Below are 25,619 nucleotides of genomic sequence, written 5' to 3'. Positions count from 1 at the left end.
TAGGGAGTGTAAAACAATGACGAGTAAAGCGGCTCAAACTGCCATTTGTATCGTCAAGTTTTATCAAAAATGGATATCTCCAGCACTACCGGATTCATGTATCTACTCCCCCACCTGCTCTCAATATGCAATTGAAGCACTGTATAAACATGGCTTTATTAAAGGCTTATGGTTAGCTCTAAAGAGGATTGCACGCTGCCATCCATTTCATAAAGGTGGATATGATCCTGTTCCTTAATAATCTACACGTGCGGAGGAAACATGTGGGATTGGTTTATTAACTTTTTATATCAAGTACTCGCCTTTTTAGCTGGGCTTGTCGGTGACTGGGGTCTTGCAATTATTGTGTTGACCTTTGCCATTCGCCTTATTCTTACTCCCCTTACTTTGCGTTCCACGAAATCTTCTGCTCATATGCAGGCACTTCAGCCAGAAATGAAAGAGATTCAAGAGCGTTGGGCAGACGATCCTCAGCGTATGAACGAAGAAATGCAAAGGTTTTATTCTGAAAATAAGTTTAATCCATTAGGTGGCTGCTTACCTATACTTTTACAGATGCCTATATTCTTTGCTCTCTTTTCAGTGCTTCGTAACAATCTTCCTGCAGAAGCCCACTTTTTTGGTATTTTAGACTCCCTGTCTCAGTCTGTATCCGGTGCACTTGCTTCTGGCGGTATTGCTGCGGCATGGGTTTTTATCATTCTTGATGTTGCTTTTGGTCTATTAACATTTATCCCCATGTATTTAAACTCTTCAAACTCTTCTGAGGAGCAGCGTTCTCAAATGCTGGTTATGGGGTTTGTAATGGCAGCTATGATGATGTGGTTTGGTTGGTCAGTACCTGTCGGTGTTCTTCTGTATTACGATACATCTGCTGCTTGGGGTGTTATTCAACAGCTTTTTATTACCAACAAAGTTATGGAAAGTATCCGCCAAAAAGAAGCTGACCGTGCTGCTAATCAGGTAGTCGTTAATGTTGTCCGTAAAGAAAAGAAAGCTCGTCCACACAAGAAGAACTAGTTACTTCTTTATTTCAGCATTATTTAAGGAAGTAATTAAAGGAGAAAATTATGGCTGATGAACTCAGCGCGGATATAGTAGAAACAAGTTCAGAAGGTCTATTGGCTACTCATCAAGCTGGCGAGAAGTTCTCTGATGCCCAACTTGATGCCATTGCGGATCTTGCTATTAGCTGTGTCCGTGAGCTACTCTCTTTCTTTAATGAGAACCACTGTGATATTGATGAGTATGAGGGTGATGAAGACGAACTCATTCTTGATGTAAATGGTGGAAACCTTGCTGTCCTTATCGGACGTCATGGAAGAGTGTTAGATGCATTTCAGATGCTTGTTTCTTCTTTAGTCAACAGAAAACTTGGTTTTCACTTCCCTGTTATTGTTGATATTGAAGGATATAAAAACCGTCGCAAACAGAAAATTGAAACCATTGCTCTTTCTGCTGCATCACGAGCAAAAACAAACGGTCGCGTTCGCCTAAAGCCAATGAATGCATATGAACGACGTCTGGTACACCTTGCTTTACTTAACGATGATGGGATTATTACTCACTCTGAAGGTGAAGATCCAGAGCGATATGTTGTTATTACAGCTGTTCATTCTGAGTAATATTTCTCTTCTATACAAGATATTATTAAGGGGATTGGCTTTAAGCCGTCCCCTTTTTTATGCCAAAAAATCATGATGCGAGTACTTTTGTCAGGAGAGAATATGTTTTTAAATGATCGAGCTGTCCATATGCAATTAAAGAAAGAGGCAGAATGTTTTGGCATTACTCTCTCCCCCACACAAGAAGATATGCTTCTAGAACATCTAGATCTCTTAATGGAAAAGAATAAGGTTCTTAATTTAACACGCATTACAGATACAGAAGGAGCAGTGCGCCTCCATCTAATTGATTCTCTGCTTGTGTATAAAGCTGCTTCTCCTGAGAACTTTTCTATTTTTTTAGATATTGGAACAGGTGGAGGATTTCCTGGAATTACTCTAGCTATTATGTCAGATGCTCACGGCGTTCTTTTAGATTCTGTGACTAAGAAGGTGGTTGCAGTATCTGAATTTCTTTCTTCTCTTAATCTAAATAATAGGATAAGTACTTCTTCTGATAGAGCTGAATCCTATGCTTTAGACCACAGAAATGAGTTTGATTTAGTTTGTGCTCGTGCTGTTGCACCCTTAGCTTCCTTAGTTGAGTATGCTGCGCCTTTATTATCTTTTAATGGACGTTTTATAACCACAAAAGCGCAAATAAGTGAAGAAGAGTTTAGTGCTGGACTAAAAGCAGCTAAACTGTGTGGGCTTAGTTATGTTTCACGTGAAACATTTGAGTTACCCCAGAATAGTGGTCATAGAGAGATTTTAATCTTTAAAAAGCAAAATAATGCATCTGTAAAGTTACCACGAATGGTAGGAATGGCTAAAAATAAACCACTCGCCTAACTGTAAATGATTGTTAGGTTCTTGTTTGTGCAGACACGTTAAATATGAAAGAAACCGGTTCTTGTAATATAGATCAATGTTTCATGTGAAACATTGATCTATCCCCTGCTATTCTTTTGAGTAAAGTATCAAAAAGGAGCTTAAATGGACTATAGAGACGTTAGTAAGTACAAAGAAGATGAAATAGCAAAAGTTATTTCGATAATTAATCAAAAAGGCGGTGTTGGAAAGTCTACCACTGCTGTAAATCTCTCTTCTGCACTTGGAGAGCTAAAACGTAAAGTTTTAGTGATAGATCTTGATCCTCAAGGAAACACAACAAGTGGTTATGGGATTGATAAAGAAGAGCTAGAAACTGACATTTATGACGTGTTGTTAAATGGAGATGATGTAACAAAAAACATTATCCAGACAATAGAGCCTCATGTTTTTGTATTACCTGCGACAATTCAATTAGCTGGTGCAGAAATTGATTTAGTAAACGTTAAAAAGCGCGAGTATGTGCTAAAAGAAATAATCAATAGCATTAAGGAGGAGTTTGATTACGTGTTTATCGACTGTCCTCCCTCACTTGGTTTGTTGACAATTAATGCATTTGTTGCAGCGGATAGCCTTATAATTCCTATTCAATGCGAATACTACGCTCTCGAGGGGCTTTCTAAGCTTTTAGAGTCGATGGAAATGGTTCAAAGTAAGCTCAATCCTGATTTAGAGGTATTTGGTGTACTAATGACTATGTATGATAGTCGTACAACCCTATCAAATCAGGTAGTAGAAGAAGTTCGTGCATACTTTAAAAATAAGGTATTTAAAACAGTTATTCCACGAAGTGTAAAGATTGCAGAAGCACCAAGTCATGGCTTACCGATAAATAAGTATTCACGCCTCAACAAAGGTTGTTTAGCATATTCAAAACTTGCAAAGGAAGTGACAAGACGTGGCTAAATCAGGACTTGGAAAAGGCCTAGGCTCCCTTATCAGTGAAGCGAATCATGAAGTTAGCGCAATAAAGGCAGATTCAAATCTCCCTTTAAGCTCTATTACTCCAAATCCAAACCAGCCTCGCAAAATATTTGAACCAGAAGCTCTAGCAGAACTAGCAAACTCTATTAAGCAGAATGGAATTTTACAGCCAATTCTTGTACGTAAAAAAGGCGTTAAGTATGAGATTGTTGCTGGAGAACGTAGATATCAAGCAGCAAAGCTTGCAAAACTTAAAGATGTTCCTGTAATCATTAGAGAAGTATCAGATGAAGAAATCTTACAGCTAGCACTGATCGAAAATTTACAACGGTCTAATCTCAATCCCATTGAAGAGGCACGAGGATATAAGCAGCTTATTAAAAAAAATAAAATGACACAGGAAGAACTTGCAAAAGTACTTTCTAAATCAAGATCTGCAATCACAAATACTGTGCGCTTACTTGATCTTCCCGAAAGTGTTCAACAATATATGTTGGATGGAAGTTTGAGTGCTGGACATGCGCGTGCAATTCTTGCAGTGCCAACAGAAGAGGGTAGAGAAAAACTTGCACAAAAAGTTGTAGAAGAGCATTTATCGGTAAGACAGACAGAATCTCTTGCTCCGCTATTTTCTGGCGAGAAAGGGGAAACAAAACCCCGCCAAGCTACTCCACAATCATTCAAGCGTGCGGCGCGCCAATTACGACTTGCCCTTGATACGAATGTTCGTGTTAAACAGGTTCGTGGGAAGAACAAAATCGAGATTGAATTCAAAGATGAGGATGATCTTGCAAGAATCTTAGACTCCTTTAAGAGTGATGGAGCATGAAACGTATTTACGGAGCAATAAAAGTGCTTGCTGGTTCCGCGGCGATTGCTTCTGCTACATATTTCCTTGTTTTAACTAAAGAAGATAGGGAAGAGGTACGTGCAGCGGTTCAAAAATCAATAAAAGACATTATTCGTACAAAAGAAAACGTTGAACGCGTGTTTAGTAAAAATGAGAACGAACTTGATCAAACACTTGAAGCACTGCAGGATTCTGTAAGAAAACAGTGGAGCAATCTGGAAAAGTAGTTGTAAGAGATATCCTAATTAGAACAAATGTTCTAATTAGGATATCTTGTATATATAGGTATGGTTACTTAAGAACCTGTTGTTTGAGTTGTCCACAGGCTGCCGCAATATCATTGCCTCGTGAATTACGAATAGTGCACTCAACTCCAGCTTGTGCAAGCCTTCGTACAAATGTCTGAGCCCGAGCGTCTGTAGAAGGCTTAAATGGAGATCCAGGGACCTCATTAAGCATAATTAAGTTAATGTGGGCCATGGTGTCACTTGCAAAATCACAAAGCGCTGCTAATTCATCGTCTGTATCGTTAACCCCACCGATAAGAGCGTATTCATAAGACGGTCTACGTCCGGTTTTATCGACATACTCCTGCATAGCATCCCAAAGGCGCAACAAAGAAAAGCGTTTAACACCAGGCATAAGTGTGTCGCGCGTTTTTTGCACAGCAGAGTGTAGGGAAACGGCCAGAGTAAATTGTTCCGGCTCATTTGCAAACTTGTGAATCATGGGAATAATGCCGCAGGTAGATACCGTGAGATGACGAGCACCAATGCCAAGACCTTTTGGAGAGTTAAGCAAACGCAGCGCCTTCATAGTTTCATTATAGTTGGCAAATGGCTCGCCTTGACCCATGAACACAACGCTTGTGGCGCGTGTCCCGAAGTCTTCTGCAACATGGATAACTTGGTCGTAGATTTCTGCTGCGGTAAGAGAACGACTAAGACCAGCCTTACCGGTTGCACAAAATGAACAAGCCATACCGCAGCCTGCTTGTGAAGACACACATACAGAAAGTTTGTTACGAGACGGCATACCAACACATTCAACGGAAGCCCCATCTGCAAATTGCAGGAGATATTTACGGCTACCGTCTTTAGACAACTGGCGAGCAAGCTCATTTGTCTTACCAAGTACAAAGGTATTTGCAAGCTGCTCGCGCAAAGAAGCAGGTAGATTGCTCATATCGTCAAATGACGTGACATGTTTAACCCAGAGCCAGTCGGCTATTTGCTTAGCACGGAACGTGGGCTGTCCTAGAGCATGCAAGACACTCATAAGTTCATCAGAGGATAATGAGCGGATATCAGTATGGGTAGAAGTGGCAGTGGTTGAGGGAGTCAAAAAATCTGCGTCTTCTATATTCATATTTAAACCTTATCTATGAGTTACGGATACAGCTCAGAGTGGAGTATCCTCATACAAAGAACTGTTATACAAAGTCTAGCGTACATTTACGTTCCTAATGAGGAGTTTCACAATGACCAACATTGATGTCACAGTCTGCAAAGTCGCACTTCTTTCTGGCGGTTGGTCTGACGAGCGTGAAATTGCGCTAGCAAGCGGCCGTGCATGTGAGAAAGCTTTGCACCAGGCGGGCTTTACACAGGTAGATTTTATTGATGTTGCCGAGAAGGGCGTGTTGTCCAAGCTCGAGAAAGGCAACTATGACGTTGCCTTTATTGCAATGCATGGACCATATGGTGAGGATGGCTGTATTCAGGGCTTATGCGAAATTTTACGTTTGCCCTATACCTTCTCGGGAGTTTTAGCTTCGGCAATGGGAATGGAGAAGCAGGTCGCAAAGACAATTTTTCAAGCAGCAGATATTCCCACTCCTGATGGATGTGAAATCGCAGTAGATCAGGATGTTAATGAGGCAGTCGCGCAAAAACTCGTACAAACCTATGGCTTGCCCTTGTTTGTTAAGCCGGCGAGCAATGGTTCAAGCTACGGTGTTTCACGTGTAACATCTGCTGAGGCTCTGCCCGAAGCAATTAAGCTTGCCTGTGCCGACGGCGACACCGCTGTGGTTGAGAGCTGCATTACCGGAACTGAAATTACCGTACCTGTTATTGGCAATGCTGACCCACAGGCGCTTCCTGTAATAGAGATCGTTACCGGTGCAGAGTTCTATGATCTCAAGGTTAAGTACGAGCCCTCTTCTTTGCACCACGTTATTCCTGCAAGACTTTCTGAGAAGGCCTATGCTCTTGCCCAACACTATGCTTGTGAAGCTCACAAAGCTTTGGGTTGTAGGGGAGCGTCGCGTAGCGATTTTATTGTTACCGCAGATGATGAACCTATTTTGCTTGAAACAAACGTAATTCCCGGCATGACTGAAACCTCACTGCTTCCTGATTCTGCACGTCATGCCGGTATAGAGTTCCCCGAGCTTTGTCGCAAGTTTATTGAGTTCGCGCTTGAGCGTACCCAGGCGGACGCATAGGCGGATATATGGCACAAATAGCAAATGCTTCATTGGTCGAGCAGTTCTTGCTGCCCGACACACCTGCTTTTATCGCCCAACAGTATAAAAACCTTCACGAGCAAACGAACCAACAAGACTTTGGTCTGCTGGTAGACGATTTTGTCGTTTTGGATACAGAAACTACGGGCTTATCGTTTAAAGAATGCGAGCTCATAGAAATTGCCGCGGCGCACATTGAAGAAGGCCAAATAACCGACACGTTTCAGACCTTTGTGCATCCCCATACGCTCATTCCCGAGAAAATCACCAAGCTCACACATATTTCTAATGCTGATGTGGCAGATGCGCCAGGTGCAGAAGACGCTGTGGCGGCCCTAGCGGATTTTGTTGGCGGGATGCCCGTTCTGGCACATAATGCTACGTTTGACAGGACATTTATCGAGAAGGTCAAGGGTGGCAAGCTGGTTAGTGACAACTGGATTGATACGCTTGCGTTGAGCCGCATTGCTTTACCTCGTTTGTCTTCTCATAAGCTCGCCGACCTTGCACACATGTTTGACTGCGCACCGGTATCTCACCGCGCAATTGATGATGTGGCCGCACTGGCTGGTATTTGGCCAGTTTTATTATGTGGCCTGCTTAACCTTGGTGGGGGATTGCTGCAAACGCTTACAGACATGCATACGGATGTGCACTGGAGTCTTAGGCCCATCTTTAGCTATTTAGCCGGCCTGCAGGATCAGGAACCCTTTGCTCTTGAGCAGATCCGTCGTGAGCTGCTCGTTGATGATTTGCCGGCCCGCATGGATGCGGCAGAGTTAACTTTGCCGCTCGACCCCGTTACCTCCGATCAGATTATTGCTGCGTTTAGTCCATCTGGTTGTGTTTCTCGCATGTATGATGCCTTTGAACTGCGTCCTGAACAACTGCAAATGGCTCAAGAGGTGAGAGAAGCTCAGGCGTCTGGCGCATCGCGCTCTATAGAAGCGGGAACGGGCGTAGGCAAGTCCATGGCGTATTTATTGCCAAGCATTTTGTATGCGCAGCGCAACAAGATTGTTGTTGGCGTGGCTACAAAAACCAACGCTCTTACCGATCAGTTGGTTGCGCATGAATTGCCTGCTTTAGATGGCGCGCTGGAACAGGGGGTGCGCTACTTTGCGCTTAAGGGTTACGAGCACTATCCCTGTTTGCGCAAGGCGCTGCTGGCTACCTACACCAATCTGCCTCTACAAGCTGTCGATACAAACATGCGCTCGCAAGCAACCATTGCTCAAGATCAGCTGACTGCCATTGCAGTAACGCTTGCCTATGCTTGTCAATCGCCTTCGGGTGATCTGGATTCCTTGGGCATTAAATGGCGCAGCGTGCCGCGCTCTTTACTTACTACGACCTCTGAAGAGTGCGTTCATGCGCGCTGTCCCTTCTTTCCTCAACTGTGCTTTGTTCATGGAGCTCGCCGCCGAGCAGCGTCTGCAGACGTGGTGGTTACCAATCATTCCTTACTACTGCGCAATGTGGCTGCAGAAGGAAACATTTTGCCTCCCATTCGCCACTGGATCGTGGATGAGGCGCATTCTTTGGAAGATGAGGCACGCCGACAATGGGCGGTGGAAGTTTCTGATCACGCTGCCCGCGCTGTATTTGAAAACCTTGGTGGTGCACGTACCGGTGCCATTCATGAGCTGCTTGTTCAGGCAGTCAGTACGGAAGGCTCTGCGGTCATAACATCCTTGCTTACCCGAGCTGCGTCGGCTTGCACGCGTGCATCTATTGCAATGAGCGAGGTTTTCTCGGCGGTAGCAGAGTTTTGCAAAGAGCAGAGCTACTCGCGCGGATATGACACACAAACCATTTGGATTAGTCAGCAGCTGCGTGACCGTGAGGCTTGGCAGGCGGTTGTAGAAGCTGCCGATCCTGCTATAGATGCGTTGGATGAGGCGTCCAAACTCCTCTTTGAGGCACAGAGAGAAATTACTGAGCAGGTCAAAAAGCCAAAAACAGAACTTTCTGCTGATCTGCGCAGCCTGACAAACCTTCTTGATGGACTTAAGCTCATCATTGCTGGTAAGGATCAGAGCTATGTATACTCCGTGCGCATGACTCGCAAGCACGGCGGTCTTGTCGGTGGAGCGCTTTTGGCCGAGAAGATCGACATTGGTACAGAGCTGGCGGAAAAGTGGTTGCCCGAGACCATGAGCACCGTTTTTACCTCTGCAACTATTGCAGTAGGGGATGACTTTACGCACTTTAATCATTCTGTGGGCGTCGATAGCTTGCCCGCTTTGGAGCACAAAGATGTGCGTTTGGCTTCCAGTTTTGATTACGACAAGAACATGAGTGTGCTCATTGCGCGTGATTTACCACAGCCAAACAGTCCGGACTATTTAGAAGCGCTCGAGGACCTTCTCTTTGACGTTCATAAGGCTATGGGAGGTTCGGTGCTTACCTTGTTCACCAACCGCCGCGAGATGGAGCGCGTGTACGAGAGCCTGCAATCACGACTAGCAGCAGAAGGTCTGGATCTTGTCATGCAAGAGCGCGGTGCTGCAACCAAACAGCTGCGCAATACGTTTTTGTCACAAACGTCGCTGTCACTTTTTGCGCTTAAATCGTTTTGGGAGGGTTTTGATGCAACGGGGGATACGCTGCGCTGTGTGGTTATTCCTAAGCTGCCCTTTGCAAGTCCCAACGATCCTCTCTCTAAAGAACGTGATATACGAGAAAACCGTTCTTGGTGGAACCATTCGCTTCCCGAGGCAGTCATTTCTGTGAAACAGGCTGCAGGGCGCCTCATTCGCAGTTCAAAGGATGTGGGCGTGCTGGTGTTGGCGGATTCTCGCCTTATGACCAAAGGGTATGGCAAGCAATTTCTGCATAGCTTGCCGACAGAAAACTATACGGCACTTGATGCATCACATATCGGACGCTACATTGAGCTGTGGCGCAGCTCACACAAATAGCTGGTGCCGGAAGGACACACAACCATCCCCGTACTAGAAGGCGTACAAAACCGCTAATTCATATGCTTGGCGAGAAGGTCTTGGGCATAGTCTGAGATCTTCTTTTTTAGCTGAGGGTCTTTAATTTTGACCTGGTTTCCACAGGCAGCAAGATGACGGATAAGCCACGGGGAGCCGTAGTTGGGAATAACAAGCTCGACGCTCTTATCGGCATGTTGTGTACGTTTTACTGGGTGCCAAGGGTACAGCTCTTCTAATACAGGATCCAGTAGCGTGATAGTTGTTGTTTCCAAAGAAGGATCCTGTTCTAAAGAAGAACCCTGGGTCTTGGATTGGTCCGTGATATGGGATGGAGACAAAGGTGGATCCATGCGCTGGGGCTTGTCCATACGATCGAGCCTAAAAGTCCGCCGCTGGCCGCTTGCAAACTCATGCGCCTCCAAATAGCTCAAACCATCTTGCAAGTACAGTCTGTTTGGGATAACAAGTCGCTCTTTTTTTGTGTTGCTATGTTGAGAAGCATAGATAAATTTCAGACACTGCTTATTGCCAAGCGCTTTAATACACTCTAGGAGTACCTCGGGATTTGTAAGAGTGGGGGAGCTGGCAACAGTCCGTGCAATTTCTTGCGTGTTCGTTTCGATTTGCGTGTAGCCTTTCTGGACCATTTGGTACAGCGGTGTATTACTGTCAAACCCGCATGCCTGTAGTGCGGCGATAAGGGCAATCGATTCTGCTTTAGTAAGTCGCAGGGGCCGTATTGCACTGGCCGGAGAGATAAGGGTAAGCTCGTTGTCATTCTCGCCAAAGGTGAGGGGCAGATAGGAGGTTTCATCTCCTGCTACGTCAATAAGCAGATCCATAAGGCGTTGGGCTTCTTCATATGAGATGCCAAGCTTGTGCGCCACGCTTTGCGCTTGAATGGGTTTGTCGGATTGTGTGAGAGCGCCGAGCAAAACGGTAAGCTGCTTAAGGGTGGTTTGCCCACCCTTTCGGCCGTGTGTGGGTTTACCTGCCATTATGCGAAGCCTCCTTAAGAAGTGTGCTATATGCCTCCACTAATACAGGAGGTTCGTCTGGGATAAATCCCTGTGCAATAGCCCAGCGAGCAGCGTCACGTACGCGTGCAGGATTTATTGATATGGCAAGCTTGCTTTGTTTTTGATCAAAGCTGCAGGACGAGCTGTTGAGCTGTTGAGCCAAAACAACACATTCCGGCTCTAAAGGAACGCAAAACAGTGCTTTTACCTGCTCTTCTCCATATTGAAAGGGGAGGAGAAGATAGTCTGTCACAGAGAAAGTCTGCGGAATGGTGTAGGACACAGAAAGAGGTACTACGTTCTGGATGCGGTCTTCTCTAAAAACACGGATATCGTTGAGGTTAAGATTTCCACTAGGGGTTTGGTTGAGGCTCGCGCCGTGTGACTCAGCCTCATTGGAGCTGGATGTTTCAGACTGCATAGGTGCTCCCACAAAATAAGAGCGCCCGCGTGACGAGAATAACCCGAGCACTGCAATCTGCCGCATACTGAGTTTTCCTGCAGCATTGCAGTAGGTAATTTGGCAGCTGCATCGGTTTACAAAACAGCTGTGGAGTGTGGCAAGCATGCGTGATGTGGGCGGTTTTGTAGAAAGTGTTGCATTAGCGGATGAATCACTCAGGGTGTTTGTAGGACTAGCTGTATCAGGAGTTTTATCATGCTGGTTAAATACTTTGTGGATTTTTGCCAGCGCCATACGCAGATCTTCTCGATAAGGAAAATCAGGTTGGCTGAGATACGGCGCACAAACCGATTGGATGGTTGCCGCATCATCCAGACTAAGAGCAGCCTCGTTGGCAAAGGTGGCCTTTCTGTCCAGTGTGTATACATCACCAAGCGATTCATCCCGGACGGAAATGATGGATATGCCGCACTGCGCTAAGTACGCACGATCCCGCATAAAGGCCTTCTCGGCAGCAGACTTTGACAGCTGAGCATAGAGCGCCGCCGTTATTTCTGTAAGCAAAAGGGGTGCAGAAGCATGCATAAACAGCACTGCCAATGAGGTAACACGTTCTGCCATCTGCTCACTTTTAGACAAAGGCGCCCCAAAATCATCCTCTGCAAACAAGTCTGTTTGTTCGCTCACGAGCCCTCCTCATGCTTTTATCGATTTCTGATACTGTTATATCCTTGATAGTATTAGATAATTCATGAGGTTGCTATTCAGATGGTGGTTCAGATAGTTTAGAGGCGAGAGGAGCGTGTTACATGAGTAAATCTACATCGCGCCATATAGCAGCGGATAAGAGCGCTTTGTCTCAAAATACAGACACTTCGAGCGCTTCTGTAGATGTCTCGGTTTCTAATACGCCCACGCCTCGGCGCGATCAAAAGAAAATTCCTCTCGTTATTAAAATTGGTGCAAGCCTTATTGCGTTAATCATTTTGGGAAGCGCCGGGTATCTTATTTGGCGCCATTTGACGGGGGCCGCTCAAGCAAAAGAGCAAATTTCTGCAGCTATTGCTTCTGTTTCAGAGAGTGATGCGGCTATCGTTCCGCTTAACAACACCATTACATCTGACTTGGGTTCTAAAACAAGCGATGAGCTTACCAAGATAAAAGAAGCGGCAAAAAAGAGTAGCTCTTCTTTAGATGATGCTCAGATGCATGTGGGAAATGCCTTGTCATTAGACGAGTTTATGAGCGATGATGAGCGCGCTGTTGTTAAGGCCCTACAAGATTCCGTTGGCCAGCGCCGTAAACTTATCGAAGCCGGTGAGGAAGTGCTCACCATAGATGGTGGGGCTTTTAACGCAAAAGCTTTGCTCACCAAGGCTATGGAAAAAGCTGTGTCTGCGGACTCCAATATCGAGAAATCCGTGGAGGCAGCAGCAGAATATGCAAAATCCCTTGCAGGGGAGGAGTCTTCTGTTACGGACGCAAGCGTGCCCGTTGGGTTTGATAAGGCTGCAATGGAAGACATCACCGAGGCTCAAAGCTTTGAAAACGCTGCTGAACAGGCATTTTCTGAGGCTGATTATTCAGTGTATACGAAGTACCTGGCTGCTCGTAAAGATGCAATCCAGGTTCTGATGGATTCGGACAACGCTATTGCATCAGGGGATTTTGATAGCGCCCAAGCAAGTATTGAGGACTACAACAAGCGTGAAGCAGCAAGTTCAGAGTTGGCTCAACAGCTACCAGAAACTCCCGATACCTTCTTAAGTGAGGCGTATGAAGCAGCGCTTAAAAAACCGCTTGATACGTATAAAGAGATTGCCGAGGCGCTTGCAGCAACCGATAAAAAGATCCGAGATTATCAAGGTCTTGCAGTCGGCAGCTCAAAAAAGGCGTAGAGATTAAGGAAAATCTATCCGTATAAGGCCTTAAATAGCCCAATAAACCATTCCTCAAGTGCGATATTTTGTTTTAGGTCGTATACTCTTAGCGTGACTATCAAAATGTAGCAAATAGGTCCAAAGGAAAACTTTTATGCCGACCAGAACTAATAGGTACCTTGAGTATCTCGATCAGCAGACACCCATTGCTCCGGCAAATAGCCAAGAAGAGCTACAAGAGGCGCAAAACATCGAAGCATTCTTTTTATCTCGTGGTTTAGAGACCAGCGTTCAGGAGTTTGATGCTTCCACCGCGGCGCCTATCATCAGGGCAATTATGCAGATTATTCTGCTTGTGGGCATATTGCTTTCACACATTGGCAATACGCCTTTGTCTGTTGTTGCGATGTTCATTACTCTAGCAGCAGCTGTTTTGCTGGTTATGGATGTTATGGGCAAGGATATATTTACGCGCCGTACTCCTCCTGCAAAAAGTCAAAACGTTGTTGCAGTACATCGTGCGTGCGGTCCTTTGGTTTCTAAGGGCAACCGTCCTATTGTGATCGTTGCTCATTACGATACTCCCTACGAGAACTTCTTATTTAATCCTGCGATTGCAAAGGCACAGCCCTATATTCGTATTGCTGCTGTATGGAGTGTGCCTCTTGTTGCGCTTTGCGTGATCTTCCAGCCCTTTGTTATTCTTGGTGGCTTCCGTACACTCCTTTGGTTTGTAGGCATTCTTGCTGGTCTTGCTCCTTGTTGCGTGGGCGTTGCTACTTTGGCTGAACGTCGTATGGGCTGCACTACTGGTGCTAACGACAATAAATCTTCTATAGCTGCATTGTTTGATATTGCTGCAACCCTTCGTCCCACTGAGGAAGAGAAGGTACAAGCTTTCCAAAAGGAAGGAACGCTTTCTGAGGATAGCGACCAAGATGACATCGCTGATGGGGAAACAGACGGTGAAGATGCGGTAATGCCGCAACCACAACCACAACCACAACCGCGCTATGAAGAAGTTATTGGCGTGCGCCATGGTGAAGAGGTACTGCGTCAACTGGGCATGCTCCCCACTTCTTGTGAGATTGAATATGTAGAGCCCAAGATTATCGAGTATGTAGTTCCACAGACTGATCAGGCTGATTCTGTCACTGCCGCTTCTACGTTTGATTCCATAGTGGAGCAAAATCCTGCAGATGAAGAGTTTTCTCAGGGGCCTGTTGATGGAGTTGACCAGACTGCGGGTAAGACCACTCACCTAAAGATGCCTGTTGCCGTGACAGACTTCTTCTCTCGTGTTAAGGACTTTGCCTCCAGCAAAATGCGTCATCCAGCACCTTCTGATGTGCCTCTGGTAGAGACAAGCTTTGATCAAGAGAATGCTGCAGCAGTAGAAGGTGAGGTACCCGCTACAAAGAATGGTGCAGCACCAGATAGTACGGCAGAAAAAACCGTTGCCGTACCCGCACTTGATGAGACGGTTATAGCCCAAAATGCGGCAGCTGCTTCTAAGACAAGTGAGCTTCCTGATTTAAGTGCAGAAGAGCAGGTTAATCTTGCACGCCGTGTTTCTTTGTTTGACCTGCCCGATCCTTCTCATGCAGAGGTTGATCCTCTCAGCCCGGAAACTGTTGATGATGCACCTGTTATGGCTGAGGAGGATATGCCAAAGCCAGCTCATGCAACACAGGATGCTCATAATACACCTCAACTATCTCTGGTAGACGATAAATCAGCGGCTCAACCTGGTATACCTACCGTATCCAAGCTTAGTGCTGATGTTATGCACGCTTCAAGTCAGGCTTCCGCTCGGAAAAAACTCCGTTTGTTTGGCAAGAAGAAGCAAACCGACGAGTCCCTTTCTGAATATCTTGGCGTAGATGAAGACTTTGATGCCAAGACTGATGGCAACAAGATTGGCTCTTGGGATAATTTTGCCGACCATGATACCAAGTCTGCCTCTCACGATTCCGATGACTCTGACACTCCTTGGAAGGGTGGCGCAACGCGCAACTCTAAATTCCAGGTAATCGAGGGTGAAGCTAACGAGAATACCGACGAGCCTAACGATCAGGTAACAAGTGAAGATGTTCCTACGGATGAAGAGCTGCGCGATGCTGTTTTATCCATGTCTGATGATGAGCTGCTTTGTCATGATATATGGCTTGTTGCGCTTGGATCTTCCTCTCTTGATCATGCGGGAATGACGGCGTTCTTGCAGGAGTATCGTAGGTCTTGTCGAGGCTCTTTTGTTATCAATTTGGACAGCATTGGTGCTGGTCAACTAACCATGTATACCAATGAAGGCGTATATCATAGCCGCCGTGCAGACCGTCGTTTGACTCGATTGCTTACCAATACCGCAAACGACCTGCACATTGATTTGGTAAAAGCTGGTCATCGTTGGGGTGATACAGACGCAACCAATGCAATGCGCTCTTCCATGCGTTCCGTTACCCTTGCTGGTGTTGATGAAAATGGTATCCCTGCACTGTCTCACACCGCAGACGATGTTATTGAGGAAGTTGATCCAAGGCAGATAAAGAGTGTTTCTGCACTTATTTGTGAACTTATCCGTCGTTCATAGCACATAAAACAGCAGCAACACAATAGTTTGTAGTGTTTGGTCCCAGATAGAACTCACTCTTTCTGGGACCATTCTTTTATAGAAAATCTAGGTTAGCTTAATGCCTTACTAGCTCCAGTAGCTATTTAGGGTTTCTAAAAAATCGTGAACCACGTATAGCAAACCAACCTCCAGCTACAAGACAGGTAATAAAACCAACACTTAAAAGATCTCCCGTTTTGGGCAGTTTAATTTTTTGCTGCTGTAACGTCTCTGGTGGAGTTTTAGGTTGCGGTGGTGTGGGCGGTTCAGGCGTAGGAGGTGTAGAAGGTGTGGGTGGCTCGGGAGGTGTGGGAGGCGTAGGAGGATCAGGTGGTGTAGGTGGTGTAGGAGGTTCGGGAGGCTTAGGGATTGAGAAGCTCTGATCTGCATCATCAAAATCTTCGTGGTTATCAAGTTCAACTTCATCCAGGTATAGTTTTTCAAAGGCAACGACGTCTATGTTGTCATCAGGCTGCTTATCTATTGTGAAAGAAACCTCTATCTCACCACTTGGGGTATCCGGAGTAAATTCTACCTCTGAAGCTGGAAGCTGTTTATCGTTAAGACGGAGTGGCTCTTTTGTCTTTTTATCCATCAATAGGCCAACCATTTTGTATGATTTACCAGGTGTAAGACCGGAGTAAGAAACGGTATCGCTAAGCTCTAGGGGAAAGTCCTGTATTGTTTTGTCCGACGTTTGCTTGTTTATAAGTTGCGTTTTTATGGCAGGAACAGTAATGGTTTGCTGTTCATTATCCAAACGTGCATGGGTGGCAACACAACGAGTCCCTTCGTAAAGGCTTGTTTGTGCTACAAGCTTTGTACTGCGAATCGACTGTCTGTCCAATTCAAAAGCGCTGTCATGATCAAGATCAGTGTCTTGAGCTACGAACTCATAACTTTGCTCGGATAAAACCGGGTGTTGTTCTTCGTCTGCATCTATAAGTTCACTTTTGAGGATATATTTCGTTCCAGGAATTAGACCATGCACCTGCGTTTTGTCTGTGAGTTGCTGTGTGGCATCAAGGCTTACCATTTGTTCTTGCGTCAGATCACAAATCAAATGAGTAACAATAGTGGGTATCCAGACCGTTTGCTGTTTATTGTTTAGACCATGGTGTTTTACAATCTCTTGTCCACTGGCATCAAACAGAGAAACACACGATACTATGCGGTGGGGAAGCTCATTGGAGTCATCAAGCGAGAAGTGCAAATCTATGGTTCCGGATGACTCTTTGGGGCTAAATTTTTCTTCACACACGACGCTGCCGAAGCTGGGGTCAAGCTTCTTACCCGTATCCGCATCAACCAAGCTCGCTTTAAGTGAGTATGAAGCACCTGTAACAAGACCAGAGTAAGAAATTTTGTCTTGTAGCTTGATTGGAGATGAGCTTACGGTATCCACACTATCTTTGGAGGTTGCATCCTCTGCAGTGGTAGCGACCTCATCTATATCTGAGTGAGCAATAGTGTGACTTTGATTTGTGGTTTCAAGGAGCTCAGTTTGGATCTTTGGTTGTAGCACGCCAAATTTCACAACTGCTACGCCAGACTGTGTAGTGACCTGAGGACTTACAAACCCAAGGACAACATAGGGGGTATCACCCGTTTCTTTTTTAGCAAGCACTCTGAGCATAGCCGTGCATTCAGAGTATGTGCCGGGTTTTACCACATTCTTTGGTTGCTTTACATGGCCACAAAGCATGGGGAGTACGCCAGAACCCTTTGCCTCATTCGTGTGAGGATCATTAGCATGAAGACCACTAAAGTCCCAGCCAGAAGAACTAGAATGCTTCCAAGGAAAACTTAGCGCAAAAGCTACGTCATCAACAAGGTTAATAGCGGTGCCCTCTGCTTCAGAAAGTTTTGCAAGTTGGTTTGCCATGTCGTCCCAGGTAGCTCCAGATAAGAGCTTATCGATAAGAACTTCGGTGGATTCTTCTCCCTTATAACCCACGCTATTGTTTGTCCATGCATAAATGTAGGGAGAGCAGTTTGTAGCAAAGGCACGAAAATAGGCGCTGTCATAGGAAACGTTGGTTTTAAACTCGTACTTATCGCCAACATGTATCTGGGAAAGGTCGATAGAGTCAAATTTTCCCCACGGCCACATGGCCATTTCGTCTGGATTAGATATATGCGCCAGGCCATATGCTGGTGTTGCAGGGGCTAAGGTGTCCATGAGCATGTCGATGGCTTTTTTGCTTGTAATTTTGAGGGTAATGGAAGGCTGAGCAAAGGGGGAGAGGGCCAACGTAAGCTCGCCCGTATTTTTGTCGTAGTATGCTCCTTTTTGAGCGCTGAGTTTATACGGTTGTGAGTTGCTGTCGGTATAGGCAACAAGGTCATCAAGAGAGATTTTTGAGGCTTGGGCTTTATCCAGCAGCGGAATGGTTACAGTATTTTCTAGAGAGTCCACGTCAATAACCTGAGTGGCAGCCAGAGGTTTAACGTCTTTTCTATCACTTGTTACACGTACTTGAAATTGTGTTTGTAGTCCGTCTTTAAGCTTTATACCTACGAGCTGTTGAGCCTGCATGCCAAAAGCAATTTCTTGGCCTTGTTGGTTAGTAAACAAAGTCTTTGGAATATAGGCAATGCCAGAACCACTGTCATAAATTACGCCTTGGATACGTGTGCCAGATGTGTTATCCACAGCAAAAACGGTATCGTAAACGGTGCCGCCATGCGTGAGCTTGGTCGCATCAATAAAAGCAGCATAGTATGTATCGGAAGCGTCAAACAAATGCACTGCAGACTCATACTGTCCCACAATCGTATCAAGGGCAGTTTGCTGATGAGCCCATATGCTGTCCAAAGTTGCATCCTGTGCCAAAACATCCGCATCTGCCAGGGTGTATTTGACCGTCATGGTATGTCCGGAATCCCTGAGCTTTGGCTTGGCTAAAGACGCTCCTAAAGCGCGAGCGTAGTTCATGCTAAGCGAGAAAAGCGTCTGAAAACCCGATAGAGGCGATGGGTTGTTATCATCATGAGAAGGTGAGGTATCTTGTATCAAAGACATGTCCAGGTGTTGACCAAGATACTCTTCTGTTTGTGGATAGATTTGTTCCGAGGATTGAGTGCTTTCTTGCTTTGTATGGTCTCCTTTTGCCAGGGCTAATGTGGTGCATTGAGCAAGCGATGAAGGTGCAATCATACCTCTGGTTAAAAGAAAGCATAAGCAAAATGCTAGTATGCGCTGGACAACAGTAAACAAATGCCGTTTATTGGGAGGTTGAGGGTGGTGAAACATGTAAGACATAGGCTTCTCCTCTAGCTTCTTCTCAGTACAATGCGTACGAGCACCATGCTAGAAGCCAAGCCAAACACAAATCCAACAACTACAAACAAATTGTTTTGCAAAAAGTATTTCGTGCGAATAGGCCCGTTTCCATGGAGTTACCTTGTTCTGCGAAAACGAGCACGGTATACTATTCTTTGCGCCGCTTTGCTCGGCGAAAAAGTAAGCGGGCATCGCCAAGTGGTAAGGCAACGGCTTCCCAAGCCGTCATGCGCGGGTTCGAATCCCGTTGCCCGCTCCAAAAGACTCGTAGAGCCCCAATTTTGGGGCTTTGTTTTTTAGCTGGGAGGTTGTATGGCTCGTTTGATGGCACCCATGGCCAAGCGTCTTATAACTCTACTTGATTCCTATCGCACATCAGACGGAGCATATCAGCTACCCACTACGGTTTCTGCTGAAGCGCTCATGAACCTTGCGCTCGAAATTAGCGGGGACGAGCTCGCATTTTTTCCTAAAGCGGACGAGGTCATATGGGCGGTTGCACGCCATGAAGGCTATATCATTCCGGATTATCCTCTGGACTCAAACTCCGAGGTTAAAAGTTTTTTGGAAGAGTATGAGGCTACCAATACCACCGATTGGTATATTAGGCATGGATTGTCCATCATGTCGATCACCCATTTTTGGCTGTACTCTTGCTTTATGGCCCGCAATCTTTTGTTTTGGCGGAAACTGTTTGTTTTTAAAGCAAGTGATGTCTCTGAGGTAAACGCCCTTGCCAAGCAGGTTCATGATGCATTGATATTTTGCTTAAGTGAACAAACCAGTAATGATGATCCACGGCTTTTTGCTGTATAAAGAACCGAGTGCCCCAAATATGAGAGGAACAGTTCTATGGCTATGACAAAGCAAGCGTGTGCTACCCGCATGGAAGAACTCAAAGATGCAATCACAGCGTATGCAAAATTGCTCGTGGAGGACGGTGCTGCAATTCAGTCGGGTCAGGAACTTGTGGTTCAGTGTCCGGTAGAGGCATACGAGTTTGGTCGCCTTGTTGTAGAACAGGCTTATGCTGCTGGGGTTGGGCATGTAACTATGATATGGGGTGATGAGCCTCTTGCGCGCCTGGATTATCTTAATTGTCCTGTTTCTTACTTTGAGACGGTACCTTCTTGGAAGCGAGAGCAGCTTAATTCTCTTGCCGAGAAGGGCGCGGCATTTTTGTTTATTGCTGGTTCGGATCCTATGGCACTTGCCGGCATTGATCCTGCAAAGCCGGCCGCTGCGTCTCGTGCACGTAACTCACAATGCAGCTCTTTTCGCGATGGCATGGACTTTGGTCGTAACGTCTGGTGCATTGCTGGTGTTCCGGTAAAGGCATGGGCCACCACGGTATTCTCGGACGTTTCTGAGGATGAGGCTATGGTTAAGCTTTGGGAAGCAATCTTGGCTGTGTCTCGCTCTCTTACGGGGGATCCCCACAAGAATTGGGAAGAGCATAACGCTCGTTTTAATAGAAACCTTGAGCTTCTTAATAGCTATAAGTTCGATAGGTTGCGGTATAGTTCTTCTAACGGCACCAATCTTACGCTTGGTCTTACCAAGAAGCATGTTTGGGAAGGCGGCGCTGCTACTACTGTCTCTGGAACACGCTTCTTTCCCAACATTCCTACCGAGGAAGTCTTTACAACACCTGACCGCATGCGTGCCAACGGCAAGGTTTTCTCGGCATTACCGCTGGTAAGAAATGGTGTAACCATTAAGGACTTTTGGTTTGAGTTTAAGGATGGGCACGTTGTAGATTTTGGTGCGGCTCAGGGTGAAGAAGTTCTTAAAAGCATCCTCGATACCGATGAGGGCGCAAAGTACCTGGGTGAATGTGCCCTGATTTCTAAGTTTACGCCCATTCGTCAGAGCGGTGTGCTCTTTTATAACACCCTGTATGATGAGAACGCTTCGTGTCACTTGGCTATTGGCACTGGCTTTCCTGAGTGCTACGAGGGCGGATTAGATATGAGCCCCGAGGAGCTACTCGAGTGTGGCGTTAACAAGTCGCACACGCACGTTGACTTTATGATTGGTTCCGACGATTTGAATATTGTGGGAATTACGGCAAATGATGAAGAGGTTCCTGTGTTTATTGATGGCAGCTGGGCATGGGATGACCAAGCGTGATAGAATAAGCGCGCATCATTTTTTGGGCCGTTAGCTCAGTTGGTAGAGCAGGGGACTTTTAATCCCAAGGTCGTGGGTTCGACCCCCACACGGCCCACCATTTTTGATGAGAAACCCCAGGAAACTAAGCTTCCTGGGGTTTATTTGTATGAAGCTTTTATCTACATATTTTTGTCCCATAAGCCTATTCACGATATACAGAGCAACAACGACGTTAGGAGCAGGCTCACACAAAGGGCAACAATAGCTCCAATCTTATGCTTTTGTGGGGCATTAGGGTTTGCAAGTGCTTCAACGGAAATTGCAATCACAAAGCAGTTCCAGATAAACAAGCGCACTCCATCGGAAGCTGGTACTATGCGCGAAAAGAAGATAAGTATCAAGAGAGCCGCGAGTATTGATGCAGCTCTAGTGACTATGTGAATGACCTTGTCTTTCATTTTAGTATTTCGACACTCCAATGATTAACTTCTTCTTAAAATAGTGCAAGAAATAAGTAGCATATATAAATAATTTTTAATATATACTAATGACCAATAATAAAAAGAAATAAAATAAGACAAATAACATTAAGTACCAAGCTACCTATTTTGTCAGGAAAGTATTTCTTCCATAGATAAATATTCAGCATGCAGTTACTGACTATAATTGTTTTAAAAATAAAGTCTGTCAGTGGCGATGGTGGGAAAAGTAGATAGAGCAAAGAAGTTGCTAATGCAATATATCCTCCAGTAAGGTATATAACTTTTGCACGGCCTGTAAGGTCGGTCCCTTGCTTTTGTTGCTCCATGATGTCACCCCATCTTTATAAAGGCAGTGGTATAAGAATTATGATGAGGAATAATTTTTGAATAAATAAGCAAATTGTATGGGTGTACATGCCACCGTGCCATTTTTTGTAAAACTTAGCTTCATGGTTTATCTCCATAAAAACCAAAGTACTTTTTTTATAAAAATACCCGAAAAAACTCATTGTCAATATATAAAATAGAGACATTTGGTAAGCTTGTTGCACATTCAGTTAAATTTTATAGGCACTTGTCAAAACAGATCACCGCGCCTGTCTCTTTGTTTACGTATCAACTGCGCACACCATGAATTCGATGTAGTCCTATATGAAGGTTTTAAGCCCGTCTTAGCTCGGGTTACAATCAAAGGGCATTCTAGCTTGCATCTCTCCTCGAAAGGACAACGCATGATTGATAGGTATACTCACCCCGAAATGGGTCACGTATTTACGCTTGAGAACAAGTACCGCATCTGGCAAGAAATTGAGGTGCTGGCTTGCGAGGCTCATGCTGAGTTGGGCGAATCTGGCATTACGCGCCAAGAGGCTGAGTGGATCCGCAATCATGCAAAGTTTAACAAGGCCGAGGTAGATGAGATTGAAGCAACCACCAACCATGATGTCATTGCCTTTCTCACCAATATGGCATCCTACATTGATGCCGAGGTTCCCGAAGGTGATCCTAAGCCAAGTAGGTGGGTTCATTACGGAATGACCAGCTCTGACCTGGGCGACACCGCCCTGTGCTATCAGCTGGTTCAAGCCACTGATATTCTTATCGAGGATTGCCGCAAGCTGGGAGCCATTTGCAAACGCCGCGCCTTTGAGGAGCGCGACACCATATGTGTTGGCCGTACGCACGGCATCCATGCAGAGCCTATGACCTTTGGTATGAAGTTTGGCTCTTGGGCCTGGGAGCTGCGTCGTAATCTGGACCGCCTTATTGATGCGCGCAAAAATGTTGCTTGTGGTGCAATTTCTGGTGCGGTGGGTACGTATTCCAGCATTAACCCTGCGGTAGAAGAGTATGTATGCAAGCGCCTTGGCCTGTCGCATGATCCTTTGTCTACGCAGGTTATCTCGCGTGATCATCATGCCTATTTAGCAGGCGTTTTGGCAACGGTGGCAGCCAGTTGTGAGCGTATTGCAACAGAGATTCGCAATCTGCAAAAGACAGATACGCTGGAAGCAGAGGAACCATTCCGCAAGGGGCAAAAGGGTTCATCCGCTATGCCACACAAGCGCAATCCCATTACTGTCGAGAAGGTCTGCGGCCTTTCGCGTGTGGTAAAAGCCAATGCCCAGGTTGCGTTTGATAACGTTGCTCTTTGGCATGAGCGTGACATCTCTCACAGCTCGGCCGAGCGTGTAGCTCTGGCAGACAGCTTTATTGCGCTGGATCATATGTTTAGCTGCCTAATCCGTATTGTTGACGGATTGGTGCTGTACCCTGCACAAATGATGGCTAACCTCAATAAGACGCGCGGATTGATTTTCTCGTCGAAGGTGTTACTTCATCTGGTGGATACAGGGATTACTCGCGAGGATGCTTACAAGATTGTGCAAGAAAACGCTATGGCAACCTGGCGTGAGATTCAGCAGTGCGAGCCGGGTAGCACGTTTTGCGAGAAGCTTGAGGCAGATGAGCGCTGTACATTAAGCGCCGAAGAGCTCAAAAATATCTTTGACCCCCAGTCATTCCTCACGCGTGTTGGCATTGTGTTTGACCGCCTTGAACAGGTGAGTTTTGAGGACTAGCAAGTAAGTTTTGAGGACTCGTATGACCAAAAAGTACGCTGGAATTACTCGTCGTAGTTTTTTGAAGGGTACGGCCACTGCGGGAGTGGTGGCCGTTTCTCTTAACACGCTTGTTGGCTGTAAGCACCCCGCGGATGATACAAACAAAGCGCCTACGGTGTTGGACGATAATGCGGCAACAAGCATTTTGGATGAGTACAAAGAGGTAGATCTTCCCTACGCACAGTCAGGTTCCTGGTCCTTGCCACTGGGAACGGTAATCCATACGGGCGAGGGTAGCTGGCTGCCTGTGATGGCAACGGGAGATACCGCAACGCAGCCTATCAAGGGCTCGGTTTTCTCGACAGCATCGGGAAACCTAAGCGACGTGGTGCCTAAGTGCATTACCACAGATGGCTCTGGTTGGGTTGTCTATGACGTTGCATGCTCTGATAGCGCCTATGCGTGGGTAGAGCTTAACCTCATTACGCGTGCCTGGGTATTGTATGCATCAAAACTTGAGGGTGGCGCATTTGCGGGTAGTGCTTCCAAGCTGTGGGAAGCGGATGATTCCTATGATCCGCCACAGATGGCCGTATCGGGTACCAAGGTGTTTTGGCAGGTTATACCCTCTGCTTCGGGAAAGCATTCCGCAGAAAATTCCAATGGCTACCTTTGGAATTTAGGAGACTCACAAGCTACCTCTGTGGTAGAAAGCGCTGGTCGTTTTGGCATGGCTCCTTCTGTTTCTGGATCCACCATTACGCTTGTGCCACGCGTCTCCTCCAAGCAAGGTGTTTTGTATGGCGTAACCACCTATGACTTGAGCAATGACCTTTCTTCCCAGGTAGACCAACTTATTTTGCCGGTTGGCGTCAAGCCTTTTTATGCCACCCGCATTGGCGATACCTTTGTTATTTCCATTGAAGCTAACTATAATTCGGGCGGCTTGCTGGGCAAGATGGGCACGTATATTGGCAACAATTCCAACGGCTTTATTGCGCTGTCACGCGAGCCGGCTGCTGTTGTGAGCGGTACAGAGGCAGGCGTGTATTTTATTAAGAGTAAGGCGTCATATTTTGTGGTGGATACCGCTGCAAAAACCTACGCTATCTTGCCTGCAAATGACCGTGCGTTGGACTACGGAGAATATCCCGCTCGCGATGGCGTAACCAATGAATTTGTAACGTACTCAACTATAAAGAACAAGGGTACCGGGTATCCGTCTGTTGTTATCGTAAGGTCTTTTGCCTTGTCGTAGATGAAAATTTTATTAACCTGCGTTAGAATGTAAAGCTACAGTAGTTTTGCACCAATGGATTGATGAGTAAAAGTATAAGAGGAGACCAACATGTCTTCGGATGTAAAAAAGATTTTGCTTGTAGAGGATGAGAAGCCAATTCGTGATGCCGTTGCAGCGTATCTAGAGCGTGAAGGCTACTGGGTTCGTGGCGTAGGTGATGGCCAGTCTGCTATGGAAGAGTTTGAAAAGCATGGCTTTGACCTTATCATTCTTGACCTTATGCTTCCCAAGCTGTCGGGAGAGCGTGTATGCCACGCCATCCGCGATACCTCTGATGTGCCCATCATTATGCTTACCGCAAAGGGCGAGGTAGAGGATCGTATTGTTGGCCTTGAGCTGGGTGCAGATGACTATCTTATCAAGCCCTTCTCGCCCCGTGAGCTGGTGGCACGTGTCCGCGCTTTGTTGCGTCGTGCCCATGCAGAGGCAGAGCCCCAGGTAGAGGTGCTAGACTTTGGTAGCTTAGTCATTGATATTTCCGGTCACAAGGTCACCGTTGAGGGCGCTGAAATTGATCTGACCGCCTCCGAGTTCAAGCTGCTTACCACCCTGGCTCGCTATCCAGGACGCGTGTACACCCGTATGGAGCTTGTCGAGAAGGTCCTGGGCTATGATTTTGAGGGCTATGAGCGCACGATTGACTCTCACGTAAAGAACCTGCGTGCCAAGTTGGGCGATGACCCTCGTTCACCTCGTTGGTTGTATACCGTTCATGGTGTAGGCTATCGCTTTGAGGGCGGTAATAAGGAAGCTGGAACCACAGACGAGAAGTAGCG

The 25,619-nt window shown here is 46.1% G+C and carries 21 protein-coding genes and 2 tRNA genes; 18 read left to right on the top strand and 5 right to left on the bottom strand.

Features of this window, described 5'->3' with window-relative positions:
* The first annotated feature begins 16 nt into the window (after nt 1-16).
* The 7 genes from yidD (at nt 17) to HMPREF1091_RS00830 (ending at nt 4,496) form a co-directional block, all read left to right on the top strand.
* Nucleotides 17-238 carry a membrane protein insertion efficiency factor YidD gene (yidD, locus tag HMPREF1091_RS08185; protein WP_002562935.1) on the top strand — a complete coding sequence of 74 codons (222 nt, stop codon included), beginning with the start codon at nt 17-19 and terminating at the stop codon, nt 236-238.
* Between the two features lie 23 nt (nt 239-261).
* Nucleotides 262-1,020: a YidC/Oxa1 family membrane protein insertase gene (locus HMPREF1091_RS00855; protein WP_002562934.1), complete on the top strand. Its 759-nt coding sequence runs from the start codon at nt 262-264 to the stop codon at nt 1,018-1,020.
* A 50-nt stretch (nt 1,021-1,070) separates the two neighbouring features.
* Nucleotides 1,071-1,625, top strand: a complete 555-nt coding sequence (locus tag HMPREF1091_RS00850) for a Jag family protein (protein WP_002562933.1) — start codon at nt 1,071-1,073, stop codon at nt 1,623-1,625.
* A 102-nt stretch (nt 1,626-1,727) separates the two neighbouring features.
* Nucleotides 1,728-2,456, top strand: a complete 729-nt coding sequence (gene rsmG, locus HMPREF1091_RS00845; protein ID WP_002562932.1) for a 16S rRNA (guanine(527)-N(7))-methyltransferase RsmG — start codon at nt 1,728-1,730, stop codon at nt 2,454-2,456.
* A gap of 144 nt (nt 2,457-2,600) precedes the next feature.
* Entirely contained in the window at nt 2,601-3,401 is an 801-nt protein-coding gene (locus HMPREF1091_RS00840; protein ID WP_002562931.1) for a ParA family protein, read from the top strand.
* The gene (locus HMPREF1091_RS00835; protein WP_002562930.1) at nt 3,394-4,248 is read left to right on the top strand and encodes a ParB/RepB/Spo0J family partition protein; all 855 of its coding nucleotides are present in this window, start codon (nt 3,394-3,396) and stop codon (nt 4,246-4,248) included. The genes HMPREF1091_RS00840 and HMPREF1091_RS00835 overlap by 8 nt, the downstream gene beginning before the upstream one ends.
* Entirely contained in the window at nt 4,245-4,496 is a 252-nt protein-coding gene (locus tag HMPREF1091_RS00830) for a hypothetical protein (RefSeq protein WP_002562929.1), read from the top strand. The genes HMPREF1091_RS00835 and HMPREF1091_RS00830 overlap by 4 nt, the downstream gene beginning before the upstream one ends.
* 64 nt (nt 4,497-4,560) lie before the next feature.
* Here the strand turns inward: HMPREF1091_RS00830 and rlmN are convergent, their stop codons facing one another.
* A complete protein-coding gene (gene rlmN / locus HMPREF1091_RS00825) occupies nt 4,561-5,637 on the bottom strand; it encodes a 23S rRNA (adenine(2503)-C(2))-methyltransferase RlmN (protein ID WP_002562928.1) in 1,077 nt (358 codons plus the stop codon).
* Between the two features lie 112 nt (nt 5,638-5,749).
* On the opposite strand from rlmN, the gene HMPREF1091_RS00820 reads away from it, so the two are divergent.
* On the top strand, nt 5,750-6,718 hold the full coding sequence (locus HMPREF1091_RS00820) for a D-alanine--D-alanine ligase family protein (RefSeq protein ID WP_002562927.1): 969 nt from the start codon (nt 5,750-5,752) through the stop codon (nt 6,716-6,718).
* Between the two features lie 8 nt (nt 6,719-6,726).
* Nucleotides 6,727-9,663: a helicase C-terminal domain-containing protein gene (locus tag HMPREF1091_RS00815; RefSeq protein ID WP_002562926.1), complete on the top strand. Its 2,937-nt coding sequence runs from the start codon at nt 6,727-6,729 to the stop codon at nt 9,661-9,663.
* Nucleotides 9,664-9,716: 53 nt separating this feature from the next.
* Here HMPREF1091_RS00815 and HMPREF1091_RS00810 read toward each other — a convergent pair whose 3' ends face one another.
* Both HMPREF1091_RS00810 and HMPREF1091_RS00805 read right to left on the bottom strand, forming a co-directional pair.
* Complete coding sequence (locus HMPREF1091_RS00810) at nt 9,717-10,682, bottom strand: helix-turn-helix transcriptional regulator (protein WP_002562925.1); 966 nt, start codon at nt 10,680-10,682, stop codon at nt 9,717-9,719.
* Entirely contained in the window at nt 10,672-11,793 is a 1,122-nt protein-coding gene (locus HMPREF1091_RS00805) for a helix-turn-helix transcriptional regulator (RefSeq protein ID WP_002562924.1), read from the bottom strand. Before HMPREF1091_RS00805 ends, HMPREF1091_RS00810 begins: the two co-directional genes overlap by 11 nt.
* A gap of 122 nt (nt 11,794-11,915) precedes the next feature.
* Here HMPREF1091_RS00805 and HMPREF1091_RS00800 point away from each other — a divergent pair, with 122 nt between their 5' ends.
* Nucleotides 11,916-13,004: a hypothetical protein gene (locus tag HMPREF1091_RS00800; RefSeq protein WP_002562923.1), complete on the top strand. Its 1,089-nt coding sequence runs from the start codon at nt 11,916-11,918 to the stop codon at nt 13,002-13,004.
* A 136-nt stretch (nt 13,005-13,140) separates the two neighbouring features.
* Nucleotides 13,141-15,576 carry a M28 family peptidase gene (locus HMPREF1091_RS07900; protein ID WP_002562922.1) on the top strand — a complete coding sequence of 812 codons (2,436 nt, stop codon included), beginning with the start codon at nt 13,141-13,143 and terminating at the stop codon, nt 15,574-15,576.
* Between the two features lie 121 nt (nt 15,577-15,697).
* Here the strand turns inward: HMPREF1091_RS07900 and HMPREF1091_RS00790 are convergent, their stop codons facing one another.
* Nucleotides 15,698-18,757 (bottom strand): VaFE repeat-containing surface-anchored protein, encoded by a 3,060-nt coding sequence (locus HMPREF1091_RS00790; RefSeq protein ID WP_196792746.1) that lies wholly within the window; start codon nt 18,755-18,757, stop codon nt 15,698-15,700.
* A 310-nt stretch (nt 18,758-19,067) separates the two neighbouring features.
* Between HMPREF1091_RS00790 and HMPREF1091_RS00785 the strand changes: the two genes are divergently transcribed.
* From HMPREF1091_RS00785 to HMPREF1091_RS00770, 4 genes are all read left to right on the top strand, one after another.
* Nucleotides 19,068-19,142, top strand: a tRNA-Gly gene (locus tag HMPREF1091_RS00785).
* 53 nt (nt 19,143-19,195) lie between these two features.
* Complete coding sequence (locus HMPREF1091_RS00780; protein ID WP_002562920.1) at nt 19,196-19,699, top strand: hypothetical protein; 504 nt, start codon at nt 19,196-19,198, stop codon at nt 19,697-19,699.
* Nucleotides 19,700-19,735: 36 nt separating this feature from the next.
* On the top strand, nt 19,736-21,016 hold the full coding sequence (locus HMPREF1091_RS00775) for an aminopeptidase (protein ID WP_002562919.1): 1,281 nt from the start codon (nt 19,736-19,738) through the stop codon (nt 21,014-21,016).
* Nucleotides 21,017-21,040: 24 nt separating this feature from the next.
* A tRNA-Lys gene (locus HMPREF1091_RS00770) sits at nt 21,041-21,116 on the top strand.
* Nucleotides 21,117-21,542: 426 nt separating this feature from the next.
* Here the strand turns inward: HMPREF1091_RS00770 and HMPREF1091_RS00760 are convergent.
* On the bottom strand, nt 21,543-21,806 hold the full coding sequence (locus tag HMPREF1091_RS00760) for a hypothetical protein (RefSeq protein WP_002562917.1): 264 nt from the start codon (nt 21,804-21,806) through the stop codon (nt 21,543-21,545).
* A 405-nt stretch (nt 21,807-22,211) separates the two neighbouring features.
* On the opposite strand from HMPREF1091_RS00760, the gene purB reads away from it, so the two are divergent.
* The 3 genes from purB (at nt 22,212) to HMPREF1091_RS00745 (ending at nt 25,617) form a co-directional block, all read left to right on the top strand.
* Nucleotides 22,212-23,561, top strand: coding sequence for an adenylosuccinate lyase (purB, locus tag HMPREF1091_RS00755; RefSeq protein WP_002562916.1), 1,350 nt, complete (start codon nt 22,212-22,214; stop codon nt 23,559-23,561).
* 22 nt (nt 23,562-23,583) lie between these two features.
* Entirely contained in the window at nt 23,584-24,801 is a 1,218-nt protein-coding gene (locus HMPREF1091_RS00750; RefSeq protein WP_002562915.1) for a twin-arginine translocation signal domain-containing protein, read from the top strand.
* 90 nt (nt 24,802-24,891) lie between these two features.
* Complete coding sequence (locus HMPREF1091_RS00745) at nt 24,892-25,617, top strand: response regulator transcription factor (RefSeq protein ID WP_002562914.1); 726 nt, start codon at nt 24,892-24,894, stop codon at nt 25,615-25,617.
* The last annotated feature ends 2 nt before the right edge of the window (nt 25,618-25,619 follow it).

This window comes from Atopobium minutum 10063974 (assembly GCF_000364325.1).
GTDB classification, from domain to species: Bacteria; Actinomycetota; Coriobacteriia; order Coriobacteriales; family Atopobiaceae; genus Atopobium; species Atopobium minutum.
The sequence above is the reverse complement of the archived record's forward strand: the minus strand, read 5'-3'. Positions and strand labels throughout refer to the sequence as shown.